This is a genomic window from Bombilactobacillus mellifer (assembly GCF_000970795.1).
Classification (GTDB): domain Bacteria; phylum Bacillota; class Bacilli; order Lactobacillales; family Lactobacillaceae; genus Bombilactobacillus; species Bombilactobacillus mellifer.
This window is the reverse complement of the sequence record NZ_KQ034028.1, coordinates 450,189-467,178: the sequence shown is the minus strand read 5'-3', so window position 1 is coordinate 467,178 and position 16,990 is coordinate 450,189. Positions and strand designations below refer to the sequence as shown.

Sequence of the window (16,990 nt, the reverse complement as noted above, 5' to 3'; positions counted from 1 at the left end):
CTCCGCTTGTGCAAGTACTTTTTTAAAAAACTTTATTTATTTCATATCCGACTCTATTTCCTGCAACCACTGGGGTTTAATTTTAGCAATAGTTTGAAAACCAATTTGTTGGTGATAATTAGTCCAATAATGTTTTTTGCGAACTATTGTCGGATCAATATTCAAGGGCTCTAAAGCACGGAGTGAAAGGCTGATTTTTTGGGTATATTCATCAATATTCAAAACTTTGACTTTCACAGGTTGACCGATGCTTAATACCTGATTAATGTCCGAAACATATCCATGCTGACACTCCGAAATATGGATCAATCCCTGCTGATTTGTATGATCAAATTTAACAAAAGCGCCATAAGGTCGAATACCAGAAATTTTCCCGGTTACTATTTGACCAATATAAAAATCCATTTGTGTTTCCTCCTTGGCCCGTCTAACATATAGTATGCTATGACTAAGATTAAATCATTTGAGGTTAAAAAATATGAGTGAAATTTATGATGTTGCAGTTATTGGTGGTGGCCCGGTGGGCATTTTCACAGCTTACTACGCTAGCATGCGTACTTTAAAAACAGTTCTAATTGAAAGTATGCCGCAATTAGGTGGTCAACCTCAACAATTATATCCGCAAAAAAAAATCTATGACGTTGGCGGTCAGTTTGCAGTTACGGGCGCTCAATTAATTACTAATCTTTTAGAAACAGATGAACGTTTTTTATATGATAGAATGCTAGCCACTACCGTTCAAGGTTTCACTGCCACACCGCAGGGGTATGTTATCCAAACAAACAAATCAACTGTACAAGCACGGGCCATAATTATCACGGTAGGCAATGGACCTATCCAGCCACGCAAACTAGCCTGTGATTATGATCCGCATTTGGAAGGCAAGCAAATCAACTATTTTGTTTCAGATTTAGAAGATTACCGGGATCAAACAGTCTTAGTAGCCGGAGGCGGCGATTCAGCAGTAGATTGGGCTTTGGAAATTAGTCACTATGCACAACAAACTTTTCTCTTACATCGTCGTTCCACTTTTCGCGCTTTAGAATCAAGTGTCCAGCAACTAGCTCATTCTAAGGTCCAATTATTGGTGCCGGAAATCATCAAAGCTTGCCAATTAACTGCCGATCAGCGCCTAGCAGTAACTTACCAAACCATTAAAACGACTACTACGCATCAAATAATAGTTGATAAATTACTTGTTAATTACGGTATGACCGCCGATTCACGGTTACTACGCAAGTGGCAATTACAATTAGCGGGACCTTTTATCCAAGTGAATTCCACTATGCACACTAATTTGCCTTACATTTATGCTGCAGGTGATGCAGTTTGCTACCCGGGCAAAGAACGTCTGATTACTTTGGGTTGGGCCGAGGGTCCGATCGCGGTCAATAGTGCAATCAACGATTTAAAAATTACTAAAGCCCCAGCAGGTCATAGTTCCTCGCTGTTTAATTAGATGATTGTCAATCATAGTATTAAAAGTTAAAATAATAAATTGAAAATACTTTGAAAATAGGAGCCTGATATGCAACTAATTGATTTTGTAATGAATGTTGATAAACATTTGGCAAGTATGGTGAATGAATTTGGTAGCTGGTCATATATCATTTTGTTTATCATCATTTTCATTGAAACTGGAGCGGTAATTTTGCCATTTTTACCAGGTGACTCATTACTCTTTGCGGCCGCTGCTTTGGCTGCTAATCAGCATAGTGAACTAAATTTTTATATTCTTTATTTGATTTTTTTAACAGCAGCTATTGGCGGAGATACCACCAATTTTTTTATTAGCAAACATTTAAATCATTGGTTACAACAAAAAGCTTGGTTTTTTAAATTTGTTAAACCGGAATATTTAGTGCAAGCGCAAGAATTCTTTGATCGGCATGGTGGTAAAGCTATTGCCATGGGGCGTTTTATTCCCATAGTTCGGACCTTCGTTCCGTTTGTAGCCGGTTCTGGAGCGTTATCTTTTCCACGTTTTATCCATTACAACATCATTGGATCTCTCATTTGGGTCACCTTATGTTTGGTTTGCGGTCATTTATTTGGCAATTTACCTTTTGTACAGGAACATTTTTCAATGATCATTTTAGGTATCATTTTGGTTTCGCTGCTACCAGCCCTAATTGGTATGCTCCAATCGCGGCAGTCGACCAACAAGAAATAATTTTAGAGTCGTATGCCTAGCTAATCGCATTGGGATTAGCTTTTTTTTTGCGTTTAGCCGTCCACCAGAGAATTAAAGTGAGCAATTCAAAAATTACTGCAGCTACAATGAAGCAATGCCAAAAAAAGGTATCCGGTAACATATTGATTACTGGATCCTTTAACGCATCAAAAATCCAATAATTGTTACGAAAAAGCAAATGATGAAATCCAATAAATAAATCTTCAAAATCAATTAATGCACAAGCCAAAATAACTAACGGTAGCCACAGCAATCCTCCCAAAAAAAATTGCTGCGTAACGAGCACTTTGGATAACTGGTGCTTAATCACCAACACCAACAAAATTATAGTTGTAATGAACCACAATATAACAACTGCTCCAATTAAAAGTTGCACTTCATGAAAATGTTCCAATCCTTGAACTGAAGAGTGAAAATTATCTAAATGCAGCCACCGTTGCGGAAACCAAAATAAGTACCGCCAAATTTGCAGATAGTTATGCCAGATTTGCGCCTGTGACAGCTGAACCACTAAATCTAATTGTAAGTAATGTGCATCCAACCAAAAAATAGCCAAACTACCCACGATGGTTAACAGAACAGTACTACTTAAAATCCAACCCCCAAAGATTACTGAAAAAAATAAATTTAATCCCCCCATACTTCACAATTCCCAATCATCTAAACTAGCTACTTGATACGTCGGTAAATCTTTTTGTTGCTGAACTTGCTGCGGCGTGCTGACACCTGTGTAAACCAACAAGGTATCAATTCCTGCAGCCAAACCACACTTAATATCGGTTTGATAATTATCGCCAATCAATAAAACCTGATCTCGAGACCAACGCAATGTTTTCAAAGCATAATCAGCGATTCGGCGTTCCGGTTTACCAATGTAAATGGCTCGCCGTTGCGTGGCAGTTTCCACTAAAGAAATGACGGATCCTGCTCCAGGCACCAACCCCCGTTCATTAGGTAAATTAGTATCCGCGTTGGTGCCAATAAACTGTGCGCCCCGCAAAATCGCCAGTGTGGCTAATTCAAATTTATGATAAGTAACATCACTATCTAAACCGACTACTACGTAATTTGGATCTGTTTCATTAAATTGTAATCCGGTTTGATAAAGCGGCGTTTTTAACCCCTGCTCGCCAATTACATACAGTGATTGGTCTTTTAAATGAGTTCCTGCTTGTTCAAGCAAAAAATCAGCGGTCGCCGCGGATGGGGTAATTACTTGTTCAGGTTGCACCTTAATATTGTGATTTTGTGCCAAATTTTGAACCACTGCTTGGGGCGTTTTAGTAGTATTGTTAGTTAAAAAAGCAAATGGCAACTGCTGAGCTTGCAGTCGGTGAATGAAACGTTGCGCAGCGGGAATAGGCTGGTGCCCGCGATACGTAGTGCCGTCTAAATCAATTAAATAGTTTTGATATTTTGCCATGCTGACCTCATTATTTACCTAAATTACGAATTTTAAATTTAGTATTTTTTTTGCTGGAATGTAAAGCTTTTGTCGCTTGCGATGAGTTAGTTTTAGAAACAATTTTCGGAGTTTTAACCACGCGGCGCTTATACCGATGATTGCGCGGTTTTAATTTAGTTGCATACGGTAATTTACGTTCCCGTTCAATTACAAAGTAAGCACAGCCAAAATTACAATATTCTAACAAATAATCTTGGAGGGTTGAAATTTTCTGATCAATCTTCACTTGTGGACGCTGATCATCATAAAACCCGCGTAAGCGCAACTGACCATAACCCCAATCGCCAACAATGTAATCATATTTTTTCAAGACGGGATTATACCGCACGGCCAAGCGCGCTGCATCAAATCCCTGCTTATGATTGACCACCAGTAAATAAGTTTCCTGATTAATTTTGATTTTTTCCGAACTTAACTGTAATACTTCGGCAATCGCAAATTGCTCGGCATTATCATTATCCGTGACGGCAATGGCATGCTCAATACTTTTACTCAATAAGGATTGTTTCTTTTTCTTTGAATGTTCTTCTGTCATAGTTACTCCTTTTTTAAAGGGTATTTTCGTGCTAAATATTTAGCTACTACTGTCCGTAAAAAATCGGGATAAATAATTTGATTATCGCCCACAATTTGCAGAGTGGGGAAAAAAGGAATGAATAAGTAATGGTCTAAAAGCGCAATCTCATAAGTTTTCTCTGGGATCAATTCTTGATGTTGATAAAAAACCTGCCGTGTTCCCGGTTGGACTTGAATGCCACCAAAATAAATTTCCCCAAAAATTTTGCCTCGAAAACCCATTCCCTTCTGATGGAAATTTCGTAAAAATCCTCGATTCTTTTCCACTTCCATTACAAAACGCCACAATTCTTGACCTTTCAACTTTGTTTTCATTAAATGAATGGAATGAGGTAATTGTTCATGCAAATCATCGGCAGTCAATATGCCTTGAGACAAATCAGTCAAAAATAAACCCGAACTAATCATGGCAGCAGTAGTCTGCGTAGCTTGTTCCATAGCGGTGAGTGTGAGTTGAATACTGGAATGTGCTCCTAGTCCAGTAGCAGTATAACGCTGAGGTAAAAATGCTATTTTTTGCTGTTGTAATAATCTATGCCCTTTGCGGGCATAATTAGTAATAACTTGCTGATCAGTTGGTAAAACGGGTAAATTGGCAGTCAAAGTAGGATGCGCGGAGATTTGTTGTATCTGGTGATCTTCTAGGGTAAAGTAAATGTTGCCGATATAATGACCATACTTTTCAGCTGCCGCTAAAAAGGTCTGCTGATCTAACTCACCGTTAATTAAGAGATGATGCGTATGCGAGCCAATAATTATATTGAGTTGCGGATACTTTTGGCATAAATAACGATCGGTACTCAAGCCCAAATGCGACAACAAAATTAAAACATCAACTTGCGGTGCTATTTGAGCGATCAACTGTGGCAAAACTTGCTGCACTAACTTAATATCCCAATTCATCAAAGGATAGGTTAATAAGTAAGGCGCGGTTAAACCTAAAATGCCTATTTTTGTATGCTGTTTGGTAGTAATAATTTTGTAGGGTTGTGCAAAATGCGGCAATTGCCCATTGGTTTCATAGAGATTGCCTAAAATCACATCAAAATTAGCCTGATTATACATGGTTTCTAAGGTCTGATGATCAAAATACAGTCCCTCACTGTTACCAATTGTTACCCCATCGTAATGTAACTTATTTAACCAGCGAATATTAGCTTGGGCATGCGTCGCTTCAGTTAACGGATGGGCCCGATCAGCTGCATCACCTAAATCGAATAATAATGTCTGCCATCCTGTCTGCTGATCCAAATGACGCTGCTCTTTGACAAAGCGCTCAATGCGGGGATAATTTTCAAAATGTGAATGCAAATCGTTAGTATGAATGATGTGAATTTTCTCGGTCATGAAACTCCCCCTCACTTTTTATAAAAGCAAAAGCTTAAACAATCAGCCTAAATGTTTTATGATGGAATATATTGTTTCAGCTAATATGATTAGCTTGTAAAATTGAATCAAAAGCGTCCTTGATTTTGCCGGCTGGTTTAGCCCATTCTTCCCAGTGGTCCAAATTAGCATCGGGAAATTGATAGTTTTCATTGATGTAATTTTCGTATATTTTTACGGCATTAGAATGAGGAATATTCAATTGTAAAATGCGGACTTCTTTAATCAGTCCCCGTTCCGCGGCCAGTTCAGCGCGACCATTCAAAAAGACATTGCCTAATTCGAAATACTGCGTACCATCATTACGGGTAATTCTTTCAATTAAATCAAAAGTTTGATGTTCAGCCATATTCTCGACTCCTAAATTAAGAGGTTATTTCATTGTTAAAAAAAGTTCTCAGTTCTATTTTACTATTAATAACATTTATTTTTAATAGCGGCTTCATTGTCGTCGGTCATCGCGGTGATCCGATCAAAGCTCCCGAAGAAAGTTTTCAAAGTCTCGATCTTGCTTTTAATGAAGGAGCCCAATACGTTGAAGTGGACTTGCATGAATCCAGTGATAATCAATTAATCATTTCGCATGATCGTAATTTGTTGCGTACTACGGGCAATAACATCATTGTGTCCGAACACCCGGCTAATCAATTAACCCAATTGAAACAACGTAATGGTCAACCAGTTTATACTTTGGATCAACTATTTGCCCGTTACCAAAATCGTCCCAATACCAAATTTTTGATTGAGACGAAAAAAACAAAACATGGTAATCCACAAAATATGGAGGAACTGCTCGTCAACGCTATCAAAAAATATCATTTTGAAAACCGCGTGATGGTTCACTCTTTTTCGTTAGCCAGTTTGCAAAACTTACAAAAATTAATGCCCCAGATTCCGCGCATTTTTATCGCCGGCAGTTTGTCTAAAATTAATTTTGAGACTTTACAATATTCCAATGCAATTAATGTTTCTTCTAATTTATTAACCTCCCAATTAGTCGATCAATTACATGCGATCAATCAGCGTGTCTACGTCTGGGACGAAATGAATGAAGATCCGAAACAATGGAACTGGTTGGTTAACTTACCCATTGACGGGATTGTCACTAATTTTCCTGCGACAGCCAGCCATTATCAAAAATTAAAACGACAAGCTAATCAAAGTAACGCTGATTTTGATGCCGTCTTTTTAAATAAGACGGCAGTTCCTATTTGGGAAAATCCCTATCCCAAGGCTCCTCAAAAAGGAACCTTAGCTTCTAAGACGCCGGTCCATATTCAAAAAGTGGTGACACTGAACCAAAAAGAATATTATCAAATTGCAGATAATCGTTTTATTGCGGATGCCGGTTTTGTCCAAACTGATCTCATACCTAGTTTAACACCTTTTTTCAATCAGTTAGTACGCGTGCGATCTGGTCAAGTGGACCGGAATTTAAATCAGGCCCCTCATTCTCAGAGTCCGGTGAATGGCAGTTTACTGCCGCAAGCTTGTTATCAAGTCACTGCCTTACAAAATATTGATGGCACTAATTGGGCCCAAATTAATTACCATGGCTGGTTACCCTTAAACAATTTATTGGTAGTACCCACCCCCGACAATTTGCCGCCTAATGCGATAGTCCCGCTTGCTCATCAAGGTGATATTTCTATTCAAAATCATCTGGCTTTACAGTTCCAACCGCCTTGTCAAAATGCCGTTATTTCACCGCTACCCGCGCTCAAATATATAGTGCCGAGCGTCGCCGATTTCACCGTGTTGCAACAATGGCCTTTGGCAAATGCGGATATGCCCTCGCAATTCTTATTGAATGCCAAATAAAAACAACCAGTACTCTAAACCCCTGGTTGTTTCTCCCAACATAAGCCGGAAACCGGCTTTTTATTGGCTATAATCTTTGCTCTTGTTTATATTAGAACCTAAGTCAGCTGCTTTTTAAAAACTGCCGCAACAAGTAAAGTGATCAAAAAGGAAATAAACAATAGGATTGCTACAACGATATACGGAATATGGTAATTAAAGTCCATCAACATCCCGGACATGATCGGACCGATAATATTCCCTACACTAGTTAAGGACATGTTCAAACCATTCACCAATCCCTGATTGGCGTGACTCATTTTCGTTAATAAAGTAGTAATGGCTGGTCGTAATAAATCAAACGCTACAAAGACCACTAAAGTAGCAATGATGACTTCAATATTTTGTTTTGCTTGTGTGATCCAGACAGTACATAAACTGCCTAATAGAAAACAAGTAGCAATTAAATTCAGTTCTCCCAGTTTTTGTGTCAACCAATCAAAAATAACGATTTGGAAAAACAAAGAGAAAATACCATTAAGCGTTAACACCAAGGCAATGGTGCCCATATCAAAGTGAAAGACTTGATTGACGTAGATACTATAAATACTTTCAAAGCCCTGCAAACCAAATGAAGATACAAAAATCATTACAAATAAAATAATTAGTAAGGGGGTTAAAAGTTGCCGCCAATTGACAACCGCGGAATTAGTGGGCCGCTTGCCAGCCTGATCTTGTAATAATAACTGTGTAAAAATAGTACTTAATAACCCTAACAAACCAGCAGCCCAAAAAGGTGCTTTATAAGAAATCTGTGCAATTAAACCACCTAAACCAGGTCCTAGAATTAAACCGCCACTAAAAGCCGCCGAAATCCAACCAATGACCCGGGCACGATGCCGATTATCAGTTAAATCTGCTGCCATGGCCATTGAGGTAGGAATAAACATTGCCGCCGAGAGTCCTCCAATGATGCGCGATAAGTCAAACAGCCATAAATCATTGGACATCGCAAAGATCACTTCCGACACAAAATATAAAATTAACCCACTGACAATGACGGATTTACGACCAATGATATCCGACACGCGGCCAACAATCGGCGAAGCAATAAATTGTGCTAGCGAGTAGAGGGAGGTCATAATTCCCATTTCTGTTGTTGAATAACCATACATTTTTTTAATATACGGCTGTACTGGAATTACTAAACTAATTCCTAAGCAAATTAAGAAGTTGCCAAAAATTAAAATATAAATGGCCCGTTTGGCTTCTTTATTCAAATAATCCACCCCTTACCCAAAAAATAAAACGCCTCGCAATTTTATTACTGAGCGTTTGTTAAAGTCGTTATATCGTAGCACAAATCAGACCAGAAAAACAAGAACCCTCACAAATTATCTGTCATCATCTGCTACAAGGGTGGCGATTCCGGTAAGGAGATCTTTTTGTAACCATAAAACAATAAATGCTAAAAACATAATAGCCCAAGTGGTAATAGCTAAAAAGGCTTGGTAACTAAAATGCGCTTGCTGACCTAACTTTTGTAAATCTAACGGCCAAGTCAGTAATGACAAACGTCGATTCACAACTAAAGGCCACAGCACGTTATTCCAACTCAGACAAAATTGGCTGATAAAAACGGTAATTAACGAAGGATGTGTTAAGGGGATAACTACATGTCGTAAGTAGTACCAATCGCTAGCGCCGTCTAATTGGGCTTCGACATAAAACCGTTGGGCAATGACTTGAAAAGTAGCTATGAGTAGCCACACAGCACCTACATTCACAATTTCAGGTCCAATTAAAGCACTCAAATTGCGCGTCCAAGTAGATGCCATTAACATTTGATAATTAGGGATGATTACAATCGCTGTAGGAATGACCAACGTACAAACCAACAGGATCCAGAACAATCTTTTTCCCCAAAAATTAAAATGAACAAAGACAAAGGCAGCCAACACACTCACTAGCAGTTGCAAAAATGCGGTAATTAAGGCCACAGCAAAACTAGTCACTAAATGCAGATGCTTCAGATTGGTTACTAAAATGGACGGCAAGTTCGCCCACCGCCATTGTTGGGGTTGCCACATGGCTGCTGTTGTCTGCGCTTTGGGATCAGCTAATGTCATGCTGAGCAGCCAAACAAAAGGCAAAATAATCGCAACTGCACCTAATAAAACTAATAAAAATAGTAGGCAATGTAATATTCTTCGTTTCATGGTCTGCCTCATAACGCCTTAATCTGCGGCGTGAAGTTGCGGGGGTGCTTTTTTAAACAACACAGGGGGATAATCATTCCCAGCACCATTAAACCCATTAAAACTAAGGCTGCCGCCACCGCTAATTGATAATTATGTTGTTGCCAAAAAGTTTGATATACATAATAGGTTAAAGTAAAACCCAAGTGTTGTGAAACTAAATGATGATTAAAAAAAATATAGGCTTGATCAAAGAGCTGCAAAACAAACATTAACTCTACCAAAAGTACTACCCAAAAAGTGGTTTTTAACGCTGGTAAAGTGACATAACGCAATTGCTGCCGGGAGGAGGCCCCATCTATAGCGGCCAATTGATATATTGCTTGACGGTGCTGCAAAGTTCTTATTTTAGCCACAAAAATTACAAAACTGAGACCCAGACCTTGAATTAAAACAGTAACCATAAATGCGGCATTCGCCGCAGTTGGTATTTGGAGCCAGTGCCGAACGGTCCAGCCCTCCAATTTAAGTCCTTCATTCATAAGACCCTGTCGGAATTGAAACAGTCCCTGCATTAAAATTGTTAGTCCTACAAAGCCACTGGCTAACGGTAATAAATAGATAGTGCGCCAAACTGGGCGCAAGAGTCGCACCTCAGAAACCGCCCACGCTAGGAAGAACCCAATTACCAAACTGGCTGGAACTACCCCCAGACATAAAATCAATGTATTCTTCAAAGCCTGCCTAAAGTTAGCGTCTTTGGCTAAGAGTGCAAAACTATTTATTTGAAAAGGCTGCACTGTTTTTCCTAAACCAATAAACAAAATTTTGATCAGGGGGAAAAAAGTAAATCCCACCACCAAGATGAATAGTGGCAACAGTGCCAACCAAGCTGAAAACGTTTTCTGATTGACTGGCGCACGTTTAGTCATAATTGGCCTCCTGCGATTCTTTGCCCTTGTGGATCAAAAAAATAAGTTCCTTGAGCGGCAAAATACAGGTCCGTTAATTGATCAGCTTGTTTAAAATAATCACTAATAGCTGAAGAAACTAACTCTTGTTCCTGAAATTGAATATAGGCGGCACTACTGATGCCAAAATTATCAATGCGTTTGATCTCCGCCTTTATATGGGCAACATAGTCGTCAGGCGGTTCTAAAGTTATAGCTTCAGGACGAATGGCGACAAATTCGGCATGCCGATAGATATCTTGGGAGAGATACTTTTTAACTGCCGGTTCAATGAGCGACGCCGGCAGGACATTAATTGGTGGATGCCCTAAAAAACGGGCCACAAATAATTTTTGCGGATTATGATAAAGTTCCTCTGGTGTAGCCAATTGTTGGATTTTTCCGTGGTGCATAATGGCAATAAGATCTGCACTTTGCAGTGCTTCATCTTGATCGGCCGTCGTCCAAATTGTAGTAATGCCCAAACTGGCTTGCAAATGTAAAATTAGCTGCTGTAATTCCGAACGTTCGGTCGGTAAAACGGCCTTGAGAGGAGCCGCCAAAAGCAAGAGGTCTGGTTTTTTGACTAAGGCCCGTGCTAAGGCCACTCTACATTTTTGTTGCGGTGATAAACTGGCTGGATAGCGTTTTAATAGTTTTTCCACATTGACTAATTGGGCCCATGTGCGAACGCGCTTTTGACGATCCCCTTTTTTAATTTTTAAAACTTTTAAGGGAAAGGCGATATTATCAAATACGTTTAATTGGGGATATAAACTCACCTCGGAGCTAAGAAAACCAATATTCCGCGCTTGGGGGGGTTGCAAATTAATTGTTTGTTGGTCAAACCTTATCTCACCTTGATTAGGTCGTATAAAACCAGCAATTAAATTGATTACTGCATTAATCCCACTGTGACGTGATCCTAAAAAAACTACTAGTTTTCCATCAGGAATAGTAAAATTCACATCTTTTAGGATAGCTGGCTGACGATTTGGCGCCCAATCGACATGCTTAAAAGTAATTTCCATGAGAAAAACCTCCTCCATTACAGCAGTGGCCCTCAATCAAATATTAAACGCTCGCCTAAAACAATGCAACATTTGGCTCTTGCCTTTAGTGCTTAGCTATTTTGTTTACAGTTTCTTTGCTGATATTTACAAAAATCCAGATTCTCGTTATTATTTGAACTGATTGTTTAGTAATTATCGCTATAGTTCATTTATCTTGTTATATAATATGTAAAATAGTAGAATTGATTTTTTTATCACTAAAAGGTGGGTTTTCTTTTGAATAAGTATGATTCTTCTTGGTGGACTCGCATTAAATCACACTTCAAAAATTGGTGGCAGGCAACACCACCTGCTCAGTCTGCAGAGTCTCCAGAGCACCCCACTTTGCGTATTGTGCAACAACAAGACTGGCCGACGACTTGGAATGGCAAAATCAGCTTAACTATTAGTATTATTCGGAAGTTGTTTTTTGCCATGATACTAGGTTTTATTTTATTGTTGGGGCTGGGCGGCGGCTTGGCCACTGGTTATTTAACCACGATTGTCAAACAAGAAAGCATTCCCAGTTATGCCAACTTAAAAAATCAAATTCAAAAAGTTGATCAATCAACAACGCTCTATTTTGCCCATCATGTGAAATTAGCCCGCGTTCCCAGTGATGTACAGCGCCAACAAGTTTCGATCCAACAAATTTCTCCTTATTTAAAGAAAGCTATTGTAGCCACAGAAGACGAAAACTTTTACGAACATCATGGCATTGTGCCCAAATCTCTTCTGCGTGCTATTTTAGGGGAAGTGACTGGCTGGGGTACCCAAACAGGGGGCTCCACCTTGACCCAACAACTGGTGAAAATGCAAATTTTATCTTCCGAAACTACTTGGAAAAGAAAAGCTATTGAAATCTTATTAGCAACGCGGATTGAAAAGCACTTTTCGAAGAATCACATTCTAGAATCTTATTTAAATGTCGTTCCTTTGGGTCGAAACAACCGGGGCCAGAATATTGCCGGAGCTCAAGCAGCTGCCGAAGGAATTTTTAAGACTTCTGCTCAAAATTTATCTTTGCCCCAAGCCGCTTTTATTGCCGGCTTACCTCAAAGTCCTTCATTATATACTCCTTTTGACAATCACGGCCAGCAACGCCAAGAAATTAAACTCGGATTAAAGCGCAAAGATTTGGTTTTATTTCGTATGTATCGTCATGGTGATATCTCCTATCGGCAATATCTAGCAGCCAAAAAAGTGAATTTGGCTCAGCAATTTGCTCCTGCAGAACCGGCTCCCAAAGCCAAAATTAAATACAATTATTTATATAACTTATTAACTTCGCAATTACGGTTGCAACTAATGAAACAACTAGCCCGTGATAATAAAATTAAATATCAAGAAGTTTTAAAAGATCAAGATTTATATCAAGTTTATTTTCAGCAAGCCGATCATCTTATGCGGGAACATGATTATCATGTTTATTCGACGATTGATAAAGATCTTTATGATCAAATGCAAACAGCCTTTAAACAAACTGCAGCCAATCTAGGAACCATTCACTACACCAATGCAATTGATCCCAATACCGGCAAAAAAATTAAAGTCAAAGAACCTGTGCAAAACGGCAGTGTTTTGTTAAATAACCAAACCGGTGCAGTTTTAGGTTTTGTGGGTGGACAAAATTTTCAGGAAAATCAAATTAATCATGCCTTTGATACTCGCCGTTCACCGGGATCAGCCATTAAGCCGATGCTGGTTTATGGACCTGCCATTGATAACGGTTTGATTGGCAGTAAAACTATGCTGGCCGACTTCCAATATACCTTTGGCCAAGGAAAAAATAAGTATCAGCCAACGGATTTTGGCGACACAATTGCTAACAAATTTGTCGCCGCCGATCAAGCCTTGGAACAATCACTTAATATTCCGGCAGTTCATCTATATAGCCAGGTCCTGCAAAAGACTAAACCACAAACTTATATGACAAAAATGGGATTAAAATTATCCCCCCAAGAGTATCAACAATTAGGTCTAGCCCTGGGCGGAACTCATAAAGGGTTTACGGTGGCACAAATGGCGAGCGCTTTTTCTACTTTTGCAAACCAAGGTCAACACCGTCCTGCATACTCTGTAGAAAAAATTACTGATGTCAACAATCGCACTTTGTACCAACACTCTTCTCATCTCCAAACAGTTTTTGCTAAACCGACAGCCTATATTATGCAGCAAATGATGCATGGAGTCATTAAAAGGGGAACCGCTTCTTCACTGACTTATCAATTAGACTTTAATTATAAAAATGCGTTTGGCAAAACCGGCACTTCCAACGATTTTCGGGATAATTGGTTTATCGGCAGTACCCCTCAACTGACCTTGGCTTCATGGATTGGTTATGATAATTTATATGGTCATAATTACAATTTAGCCGAAAATTCTACTGAAACTAATCAGACACTTTGGGCTAATCTGATGAATAGCGTTTATCAAACACAACCAGAACTATTCCTCAACCAAAAGGCCATGGCTCAACCAGCTGCGGTGAAGCGCCAGCAAGTCTTAAGTCGCACTGGGACCTTACCCGGACAAATTACGTATCATGAATATCATAGTAATGTGCACGGTCAGATGACCACGGGATTATTTTATAAAACTCACGCCCCTAATTTAAGTCATGAATTTGGCATTGGTGGTCGCGCTAAGGATTATGAGTTGTTTTGGGATAATTACTTTGGCCGGCGCAATAACTACGGGGTAGAACAACAACTAAATAACCCCAATGATACAATTTATAATCCCGACTACAGTACAGTGAACAATCCGGATTCTATTTTAGGTAACTATGCATCATCGATTTGGAATAATAATCAAGATAGCACAACCAATCCGGAAGCTTCGCCCGCCATTCAAAATACTTCGCCTACAGCCCCCACTAATCCTAATGTGCGCACCACTACTCCCCAAGCTCAATCCAATAGTTCAGCAGTTACACCGACTCAGCCACACTCAACAGGTGAAACTTCTGCAAGTAATTCCGAAACCCCGGCCGAACGAACCACCACAGGCCATTAAAAAAGGCTTTGACAGTTGGTACAGTCAAAGCCTTTTTTGAGATGTTTTAATTATTCTTAGTTGTGCCACGTTTGACGAAACTATAAGGCAAACTGATGGTCTTATCGTTAATCTCTTCATCATTCATTAATTTGGTTAACATGCGCATCGCTACTGCCCCAATATCGTACAGTGGTTGTGCCACGGATGTCATTTTAGGACGTGCCACATCACATAAAATGGTATTGCTGCTGGTTACTAATTCAAATTCTTCAGGCACCTGAATTCCTGAGTCGACTGCGGCATTTAAAATTCCTGCTGCCAGTAAATCATTGGAAACAAAAGCCGCTGTAATTCCACTATCATGCATCGCATCCCATACGGCTGCTCCAGCTTGTAAACTGTAAACAGTTTCGAAAACATTGTCTGACGAATAACTAATACCTGCATTCTCTAATGCCTGCTGATAACCTTCCAATCGATATTTACCATTAATCGGACTATTTAAATCACCGGTTACCAGCGCAATTTTTCGATTCCCGTTGTCAATCAAAAACTTGACTACATCCCGCACTGCCTTGACATAATCAATATTAACGCTGGAAATTTGTTGTTGTTCATCAATCGCGCCCGCAAAAACCACTGGTACCCGTGAGTTACACATTTCTTTATAAATATCATTCGAAATAGTCTCACCCATATAAATAATGCCATCGACTTGTTTGGCCAGTAAATCATTAAACAACTGTTGCTCACTGCCGATTCCATTTTTCAAACTAGTCAAGATAATGTTATACTTATACATTGAAGCAACATCGTCGATCCCTTTAGCTAAATTAGAATACAGTAAATCACCCATATTTGGTAAAATTAAACCAATGGTTGTACTTTTTTTGCTAGCCAATCCCCGTGCTACGGCATTAGGTCGATAATGCAATTTATCTATGACATCCATGACTTTTTGACGGGTGGTTTCTTTTACATTATTATTCCCATTAACTACTCGTGAAACGGTTGCCATGGATACACCAGCCTGTTTTGCTACATCGGTAATTGTGATTTCTTTATCTGATTTATCCATCTATTTCATATCCAATCTATAAATAAGCTAGTTTTGAAAACTACTTTTCAAAAGTTTTCATAAATAATTTAACAAAAAGGATCGGCCATTGCAAGCGCTTTATTACTTTTTACTTCCATAAACCAAAAGTGCTATACTTTTTATATTATTGAAACGGAGGTTACATTATGAGTCATTTAGAAAAATTACAAGAGTGGGTTGCAGACCAAAACCTTGATGTCGCATACATTAGCAATCCTACAGACATTTTGTACTTTACAGGTTTTCACAGTGATCCGGAAGAACGGGTTTTAGCTTTATTCGTTTTTCCGGAAGCGGAACCTTTTTTGTTTACACCGCAGTTAGAAGTGGAAGCTGCGCAAAAGGCCGGCTGGCATCAGGATGTCTTCGGTTATCTGGATCATGAAAATCCTTTTGCCCTGATTGCCCAACATATTAAAGAGCGCACTTCTAAATATAATAAATGGGCTTTGGAAAAAGCCGACTTACCTTATGCCCGTTATGAAGCCGTACAGGAACAATTTCCCGAAGCCTCCTTTCCGGGAGACGCATCCGTCTTTTTAGATCATTTAAAGCTCATAAAAACACCCGAAGAAATTGAATTAATGAAAGCCGCCGGTGAAGAGGCCGATTATGCTTTTCAATTAGGTTTTGCGGCTCTTTCTACACAACGCACAGAACAACAAGTTGTGGCTGAAATTGAATATGGCTTAATGAAAAAAGGTGTCATGCATACCAGTTTTGACACAATTGTCCAATCAGGTGACAACGCAGCTAATCCTCATGGTGTTCCTGAAAAAACTCCTATTAAAGCCAATTCCTTAGCATTGTTTGATTTAGGAACTGTGCATCAAGGTTACATGAGTGATGCTACCCGAACGGTTGCTTTTGGCGAACCATCAGCTAAGCAACGGGAAATTTTTGATGTTTGTTTACAAGCACAATTGGCGGCAATGGATGCGGCTAAACCTGGAATTACGGCTGCCGAATTGGATCATGTGGCCCGGAAAATCATTAGCGATGCCGGCTATGGCGAATACTTTATTCATCGTTTAGGCCATGGTATTGGTACCTCGACGCATGAATTCCCTTCAATTATGGAAGGTAATGACATGGTCTTGCAGCCGGGCATGTGCTTTTCAATTGAACCAGGCATCTATATTCCACATGTAGCAGGTGTGCGGATCGAAGACTGCCTTTATCTTACCGAAACTGGTAATCAACCTTTTACTCATACACCGAAGGAATTAAAAGTTTTACCTGTTAAATAATCTTTTTTATCTCACAGCAC

The 16,990-nt window shown here is 39.4% G+C and carries 16 protein-coding genes; 5 read left to right on the top strand and 11 right to left on the bottom strand.

The window, feature by feature from the left end; all coding sequences use genetic code 11:
* Nucleotides 1–36: 36 nt before the first annotated feature.
* Nucleotides 37–405: a CvfD/Ygs/GSP13 family RNA-binding post-transcriptional regulator gene (locus JG30_RS02230; RefSeq protein WP_046315841.1), complete on the bottom strand. Its 369-nt coding sequence runs from the start codon at nt 403–405 to the stop codon at nt 37–39.
* 73 nt (nt 406–478) lie between these two features.
* On the opposite strand from JG30_RS02230, the gene JG30_RS02225 reads away from it, so the two are divergent.
* A complete protein-coding gene (locus JG30_RS02225; protein ID WP_046315839.1) occupies nt 479–1,459 on the top strand; it encodes an NAD(P)/FAD-dependent oxidoreductase in 981 nt (326 codons plus the stop codon).
* Nucleotides 1,460–1,528: 69 nt separating this feature from the next.
* Nucleotides 1,529–2,173 (top strand): VTT domain-containing protein, encoded by a 645-nt coding sequence (locus JG30_RS02220; RefSeq protein ID WP_046315837.1) that lies wholly within the window; start codon nt 1,529–1,531, stop codon nt 2,171–2,173.
* Between the two features lie 16 nt (nt 2,174–2,189).
* On the opposite strand, the gene JG30_RS02215 is transcribed toward JG30_RS02220, so the two are convergent.
* The 5 genes from JG30_RS02215 to JG30_RS02195 form a co-directional block, all read right to left on the bottom strand.
* The gene (locus JG30_RS02215; protein WP_046315835.1) at nt 2,190–2,834 is read right to left on the bottom strand and encodes a TIGR01906 family membrane protein; all 645 of its coding nucleotides are present in this window, start codon (nt 2,832–2,834) and stop codon (nt 2,190–2,192) included.
* Nucleotides 2,835–2,837: 3 nt separating this feature from the next.
* Complete coding sequence (locus tag JG30_RS02210; protein WP_046315833.1) at nt 2,838–3,617, bottom strand: TIGR01457 family HAD-type hydrolase; 780 nt, start codon at nt 3,615–3,617, stop codon at nt 2,838–2,840.
* A 10-nt stretch (nt 3,618–3,627) separates the two neighbouring features.
* Nucleotides 3,628–4,194, bottom strand: coding sequence for a YutD family protein (locus JG30_RS08780; RefSeq protein ID WP_071236996.1), 567 nt, complete (start codon nt 4,192–4,194; stop codon nt 3,628–3,630).
* Nucleotides 4,195–4,196: 2 nt separating this feature from the next.
* On the bottom strand, nt 4,197–5,582 hold the full coding sequence (locus tag JG30_RS02200; protein WP_046315830.1) for a bifunctional metallophosphatase/5'-nucleotidase: 1,386 nt from the start codon (nt 5,580–5,582) through the stop codon (nt 4,197–4,199).
* A gap of 76 nt (nt 5,583–5,658) precedes the next feature.
* Nucleotides 5,659–5,970, bottom strand: coding sequence for a hypothetical protein (locus JG30_RS02195; RefSeq protein ID WP_046315828.1), 312 nt, complete (start codon nt 5,968–5,970; stop codon nt 5,659–5,661).
* Between the two features lie 32 nt (nt 5,971–6,002).
* Between JG30_RS02195 and JG30_RS02190 the strand changes: the two genes are divergently transcribed.
* Nucleotides 6,003–7,442, top strand: coding sequence for a glycerophosphodiester phosphodiesterase (locus JG30_RS02190; RefSeq protein WP_052725167.1), 1,440 nt, complete (start codon nt 6,003–6,005; stop codon nt 7,440–7,442).
* A gap of 98 nt (nt 7,443–7,540) precedes the next feature.
* On the opposite strand, the gene JG30_RS02185 is transcribed toward JG30_RS02190, so the two are convergent.
* The 4 genes from JG30_RS02185 to JG30_RS02170 form a co-directional block, all read right to left on the bottom strand.
* The gene (locus JG30_RS02185) at nt 7,541–8,701 is read right to left on the bottom strand and encodes an MFS transporter (RefSeq protein ID WP_046315827.1); all 1,161 of its coding nucleotides are present in this window, start codon (nt 8,699–8,701) and stop codon (nt 7,541–7,543) included.
* Nucleotides 8,702–8,815: 114 nt separating this feature from the next.
* Nucleotides 8,816–9,640, bottom strand: a complete 825-nt coding sequence (locus JG30_RS02180; protein WP_046315826.1) for a carbohydrate ABC transporter permease — start codon at nt 9,638–9,640, stop codon at nt 8,816–8,818.
* An 8-nt stretch (nt 9,641–9,648) separates the two neighbouring features.
* Nucleotides 9,649–10,551, bottom strand: a complete 903-nt coding sequence (locus JG30_RS02175; RefSeq protein WP_046315825.1) for a carbohydrate ABC transporter permease — start codon at nt 10,549–10,551, stop codon at nt 9,649–9,651.
* Nucleotides 10,548–11,600 carry an ABC transporter ATP-binding protein gene (locus JG30_RS02170; RefSeq protein ID WP_046315824.1) on the bottom strand — a complete coding sequence of 351 codons (1,053 nt, stop codon included), beginning with the start codon at nt 11,598–11,600 and terminating at the stop codon, nt 10,548–10,550. The genes JG30_RS02175 and JG30_RS02170 overlap by 4 nt, the downstream gene beginning before the upstream one ends.
* A 258-nt stretch (nt 11,601–11,858) precedes the next feature.
* On the opposite strand from JG30_RS02170, the gene JG30_RS02165 reads away from it, so the two are divergent.
* Nucleotides 11,859–14,639 carry a transglycosylase domain-containing protein gene (locus JG30_RS02165; protein ID WP_052725166.1) on the top strand — a complete coding sequence of 927 codons (2,781 nt, stop codon included), beginning with the start codon at nt 11,859–11,861 and terminating at the stop codon, nt 14,637–14,639.
* Nucleotides 14,640–14,685: 46 nt separating this feature from the next.
* Here JG30_RS02165 and ccpA read toward each other — a convergent pair whose 3' ends face one another.
* Nucleotides 14,686–15,699 (bottom strand): catabolite control protein A, encoded by a 1,014-nt coding sequence (ccpA, locus tag JG30_RS02160; RefSeq protein ID WP_046315822.1) that lies wholly within the window; start codon nt 15,697–15,699, stop codon nt 14,686–14,688.
* A gap of 167 nt (nt 15,700–15,866) precedes the next feature.
* On the opposite strand from ccpA, the gene JG30_RS02155 reads away from it, so the two are divergent.
* The gene (locus JG30_RS02155; protein ID WP_046315820.1) at nt 15,867–16,970 is read left to right on the top strand and encodes a M24 family metallopeptidase; all 1,104 of its coding nucleotides are present in this window, start codon (nt 15,867–15,869) and stop codon (nt 16,968–16,970) included.
* Nucleotides 16,971–16,990: the final 20 nt, after the last annotated feature.

Bases quoted from the DNA above. Each gene is read 5' to 3' on its own strand.
- JG30_RS02230 (WP_046315841.1), bottom strand. From the start codon at position 405: ATGGATTTTTATATTGGTCAAATAGTAACCGGGAAAATTTCTGGTATT.
- JG30_RS02225 (WP_046315839.1), top strand. From the start codon at position 479: ATGAGTGAAATTTATGATGTTGCAGTTATTGGTGGTGGCCCGGTGGGC.
- JG30_RS02220 (WP_046315837.1), top strand. From the start codon at position 1,529: ATGCAACTAATTGATTTTGTAATGAATGTTGATAAACATTTGGCAAGT.
- JG30_RS02215 (WP_046315835.1), bottom strand. From the start codon at position 2,834: ATGGGGGGATTAAATTTATTTTTTTCAGTAATCTTTGGGGGTTGGATT.
- JG30_RS02210 (WP_046315833.1), bottom strand. From the start codon at position 3,617: ATGGCAAAATATCAAAACTATTTAATTGATTTAGACGGCACTACGTAT.
- JG30_RS08780 (WP_071236996.1), bottom strand. From the start codon at position 4,194: ATGACAGAAGAACATTCAAAGAAAAAGAAACAATCCTTATTGAGTAAA.
- JG30_RS02200 (WP_046315830.1), bottom strand. From the start codon at position 5,582: ATGACCGAGAAAATTCACATCATTCATACTAACGATTTGCATTCACAT.
- JG30_RS02195 (WP_046315828.1), bottom strand. From the start codon at position 5,970: ATGGCTGAACATCAAACTTTTGATTTAATTGAAAGAATTACCCGTAAT.
- JG30_RS02180 (WP_046315826.1), bottom strand. From the start codon at position 9,640: ATGAAACGAAGAATATTACATTGCCTACTATTTTTATTAGTTTTATTA.
- JG30_RS02175 (WP_046315825.1), bottom strand. From the start codon at position 10,551: ATGACTAAACGTGCGCCAGTCAATCAGAAAACGTTTTCAGCTTGGTTG.
- JG30_RS02170 (WP_046315824.1), bottom strand. From the start codon at position 11,600: ATGGAAATTACTTTTAAGCATGTCGATTGGGCGCCAAATCGTCAGCCA.
- ccpA (WP_046315822.1), bottom strand. From the start codon at position 15,699: ATGGATAAATCAGATAAAGAAATCACAATTACCGATGTAGCAAAACAG.
- JG30_RS02155 (WP_046315820.1), top strand. From the start codon at position 15,867: ATGAGTCATTTAGAAAAATTACAAGAGTGGGTTGCAGACCAAAACCTT.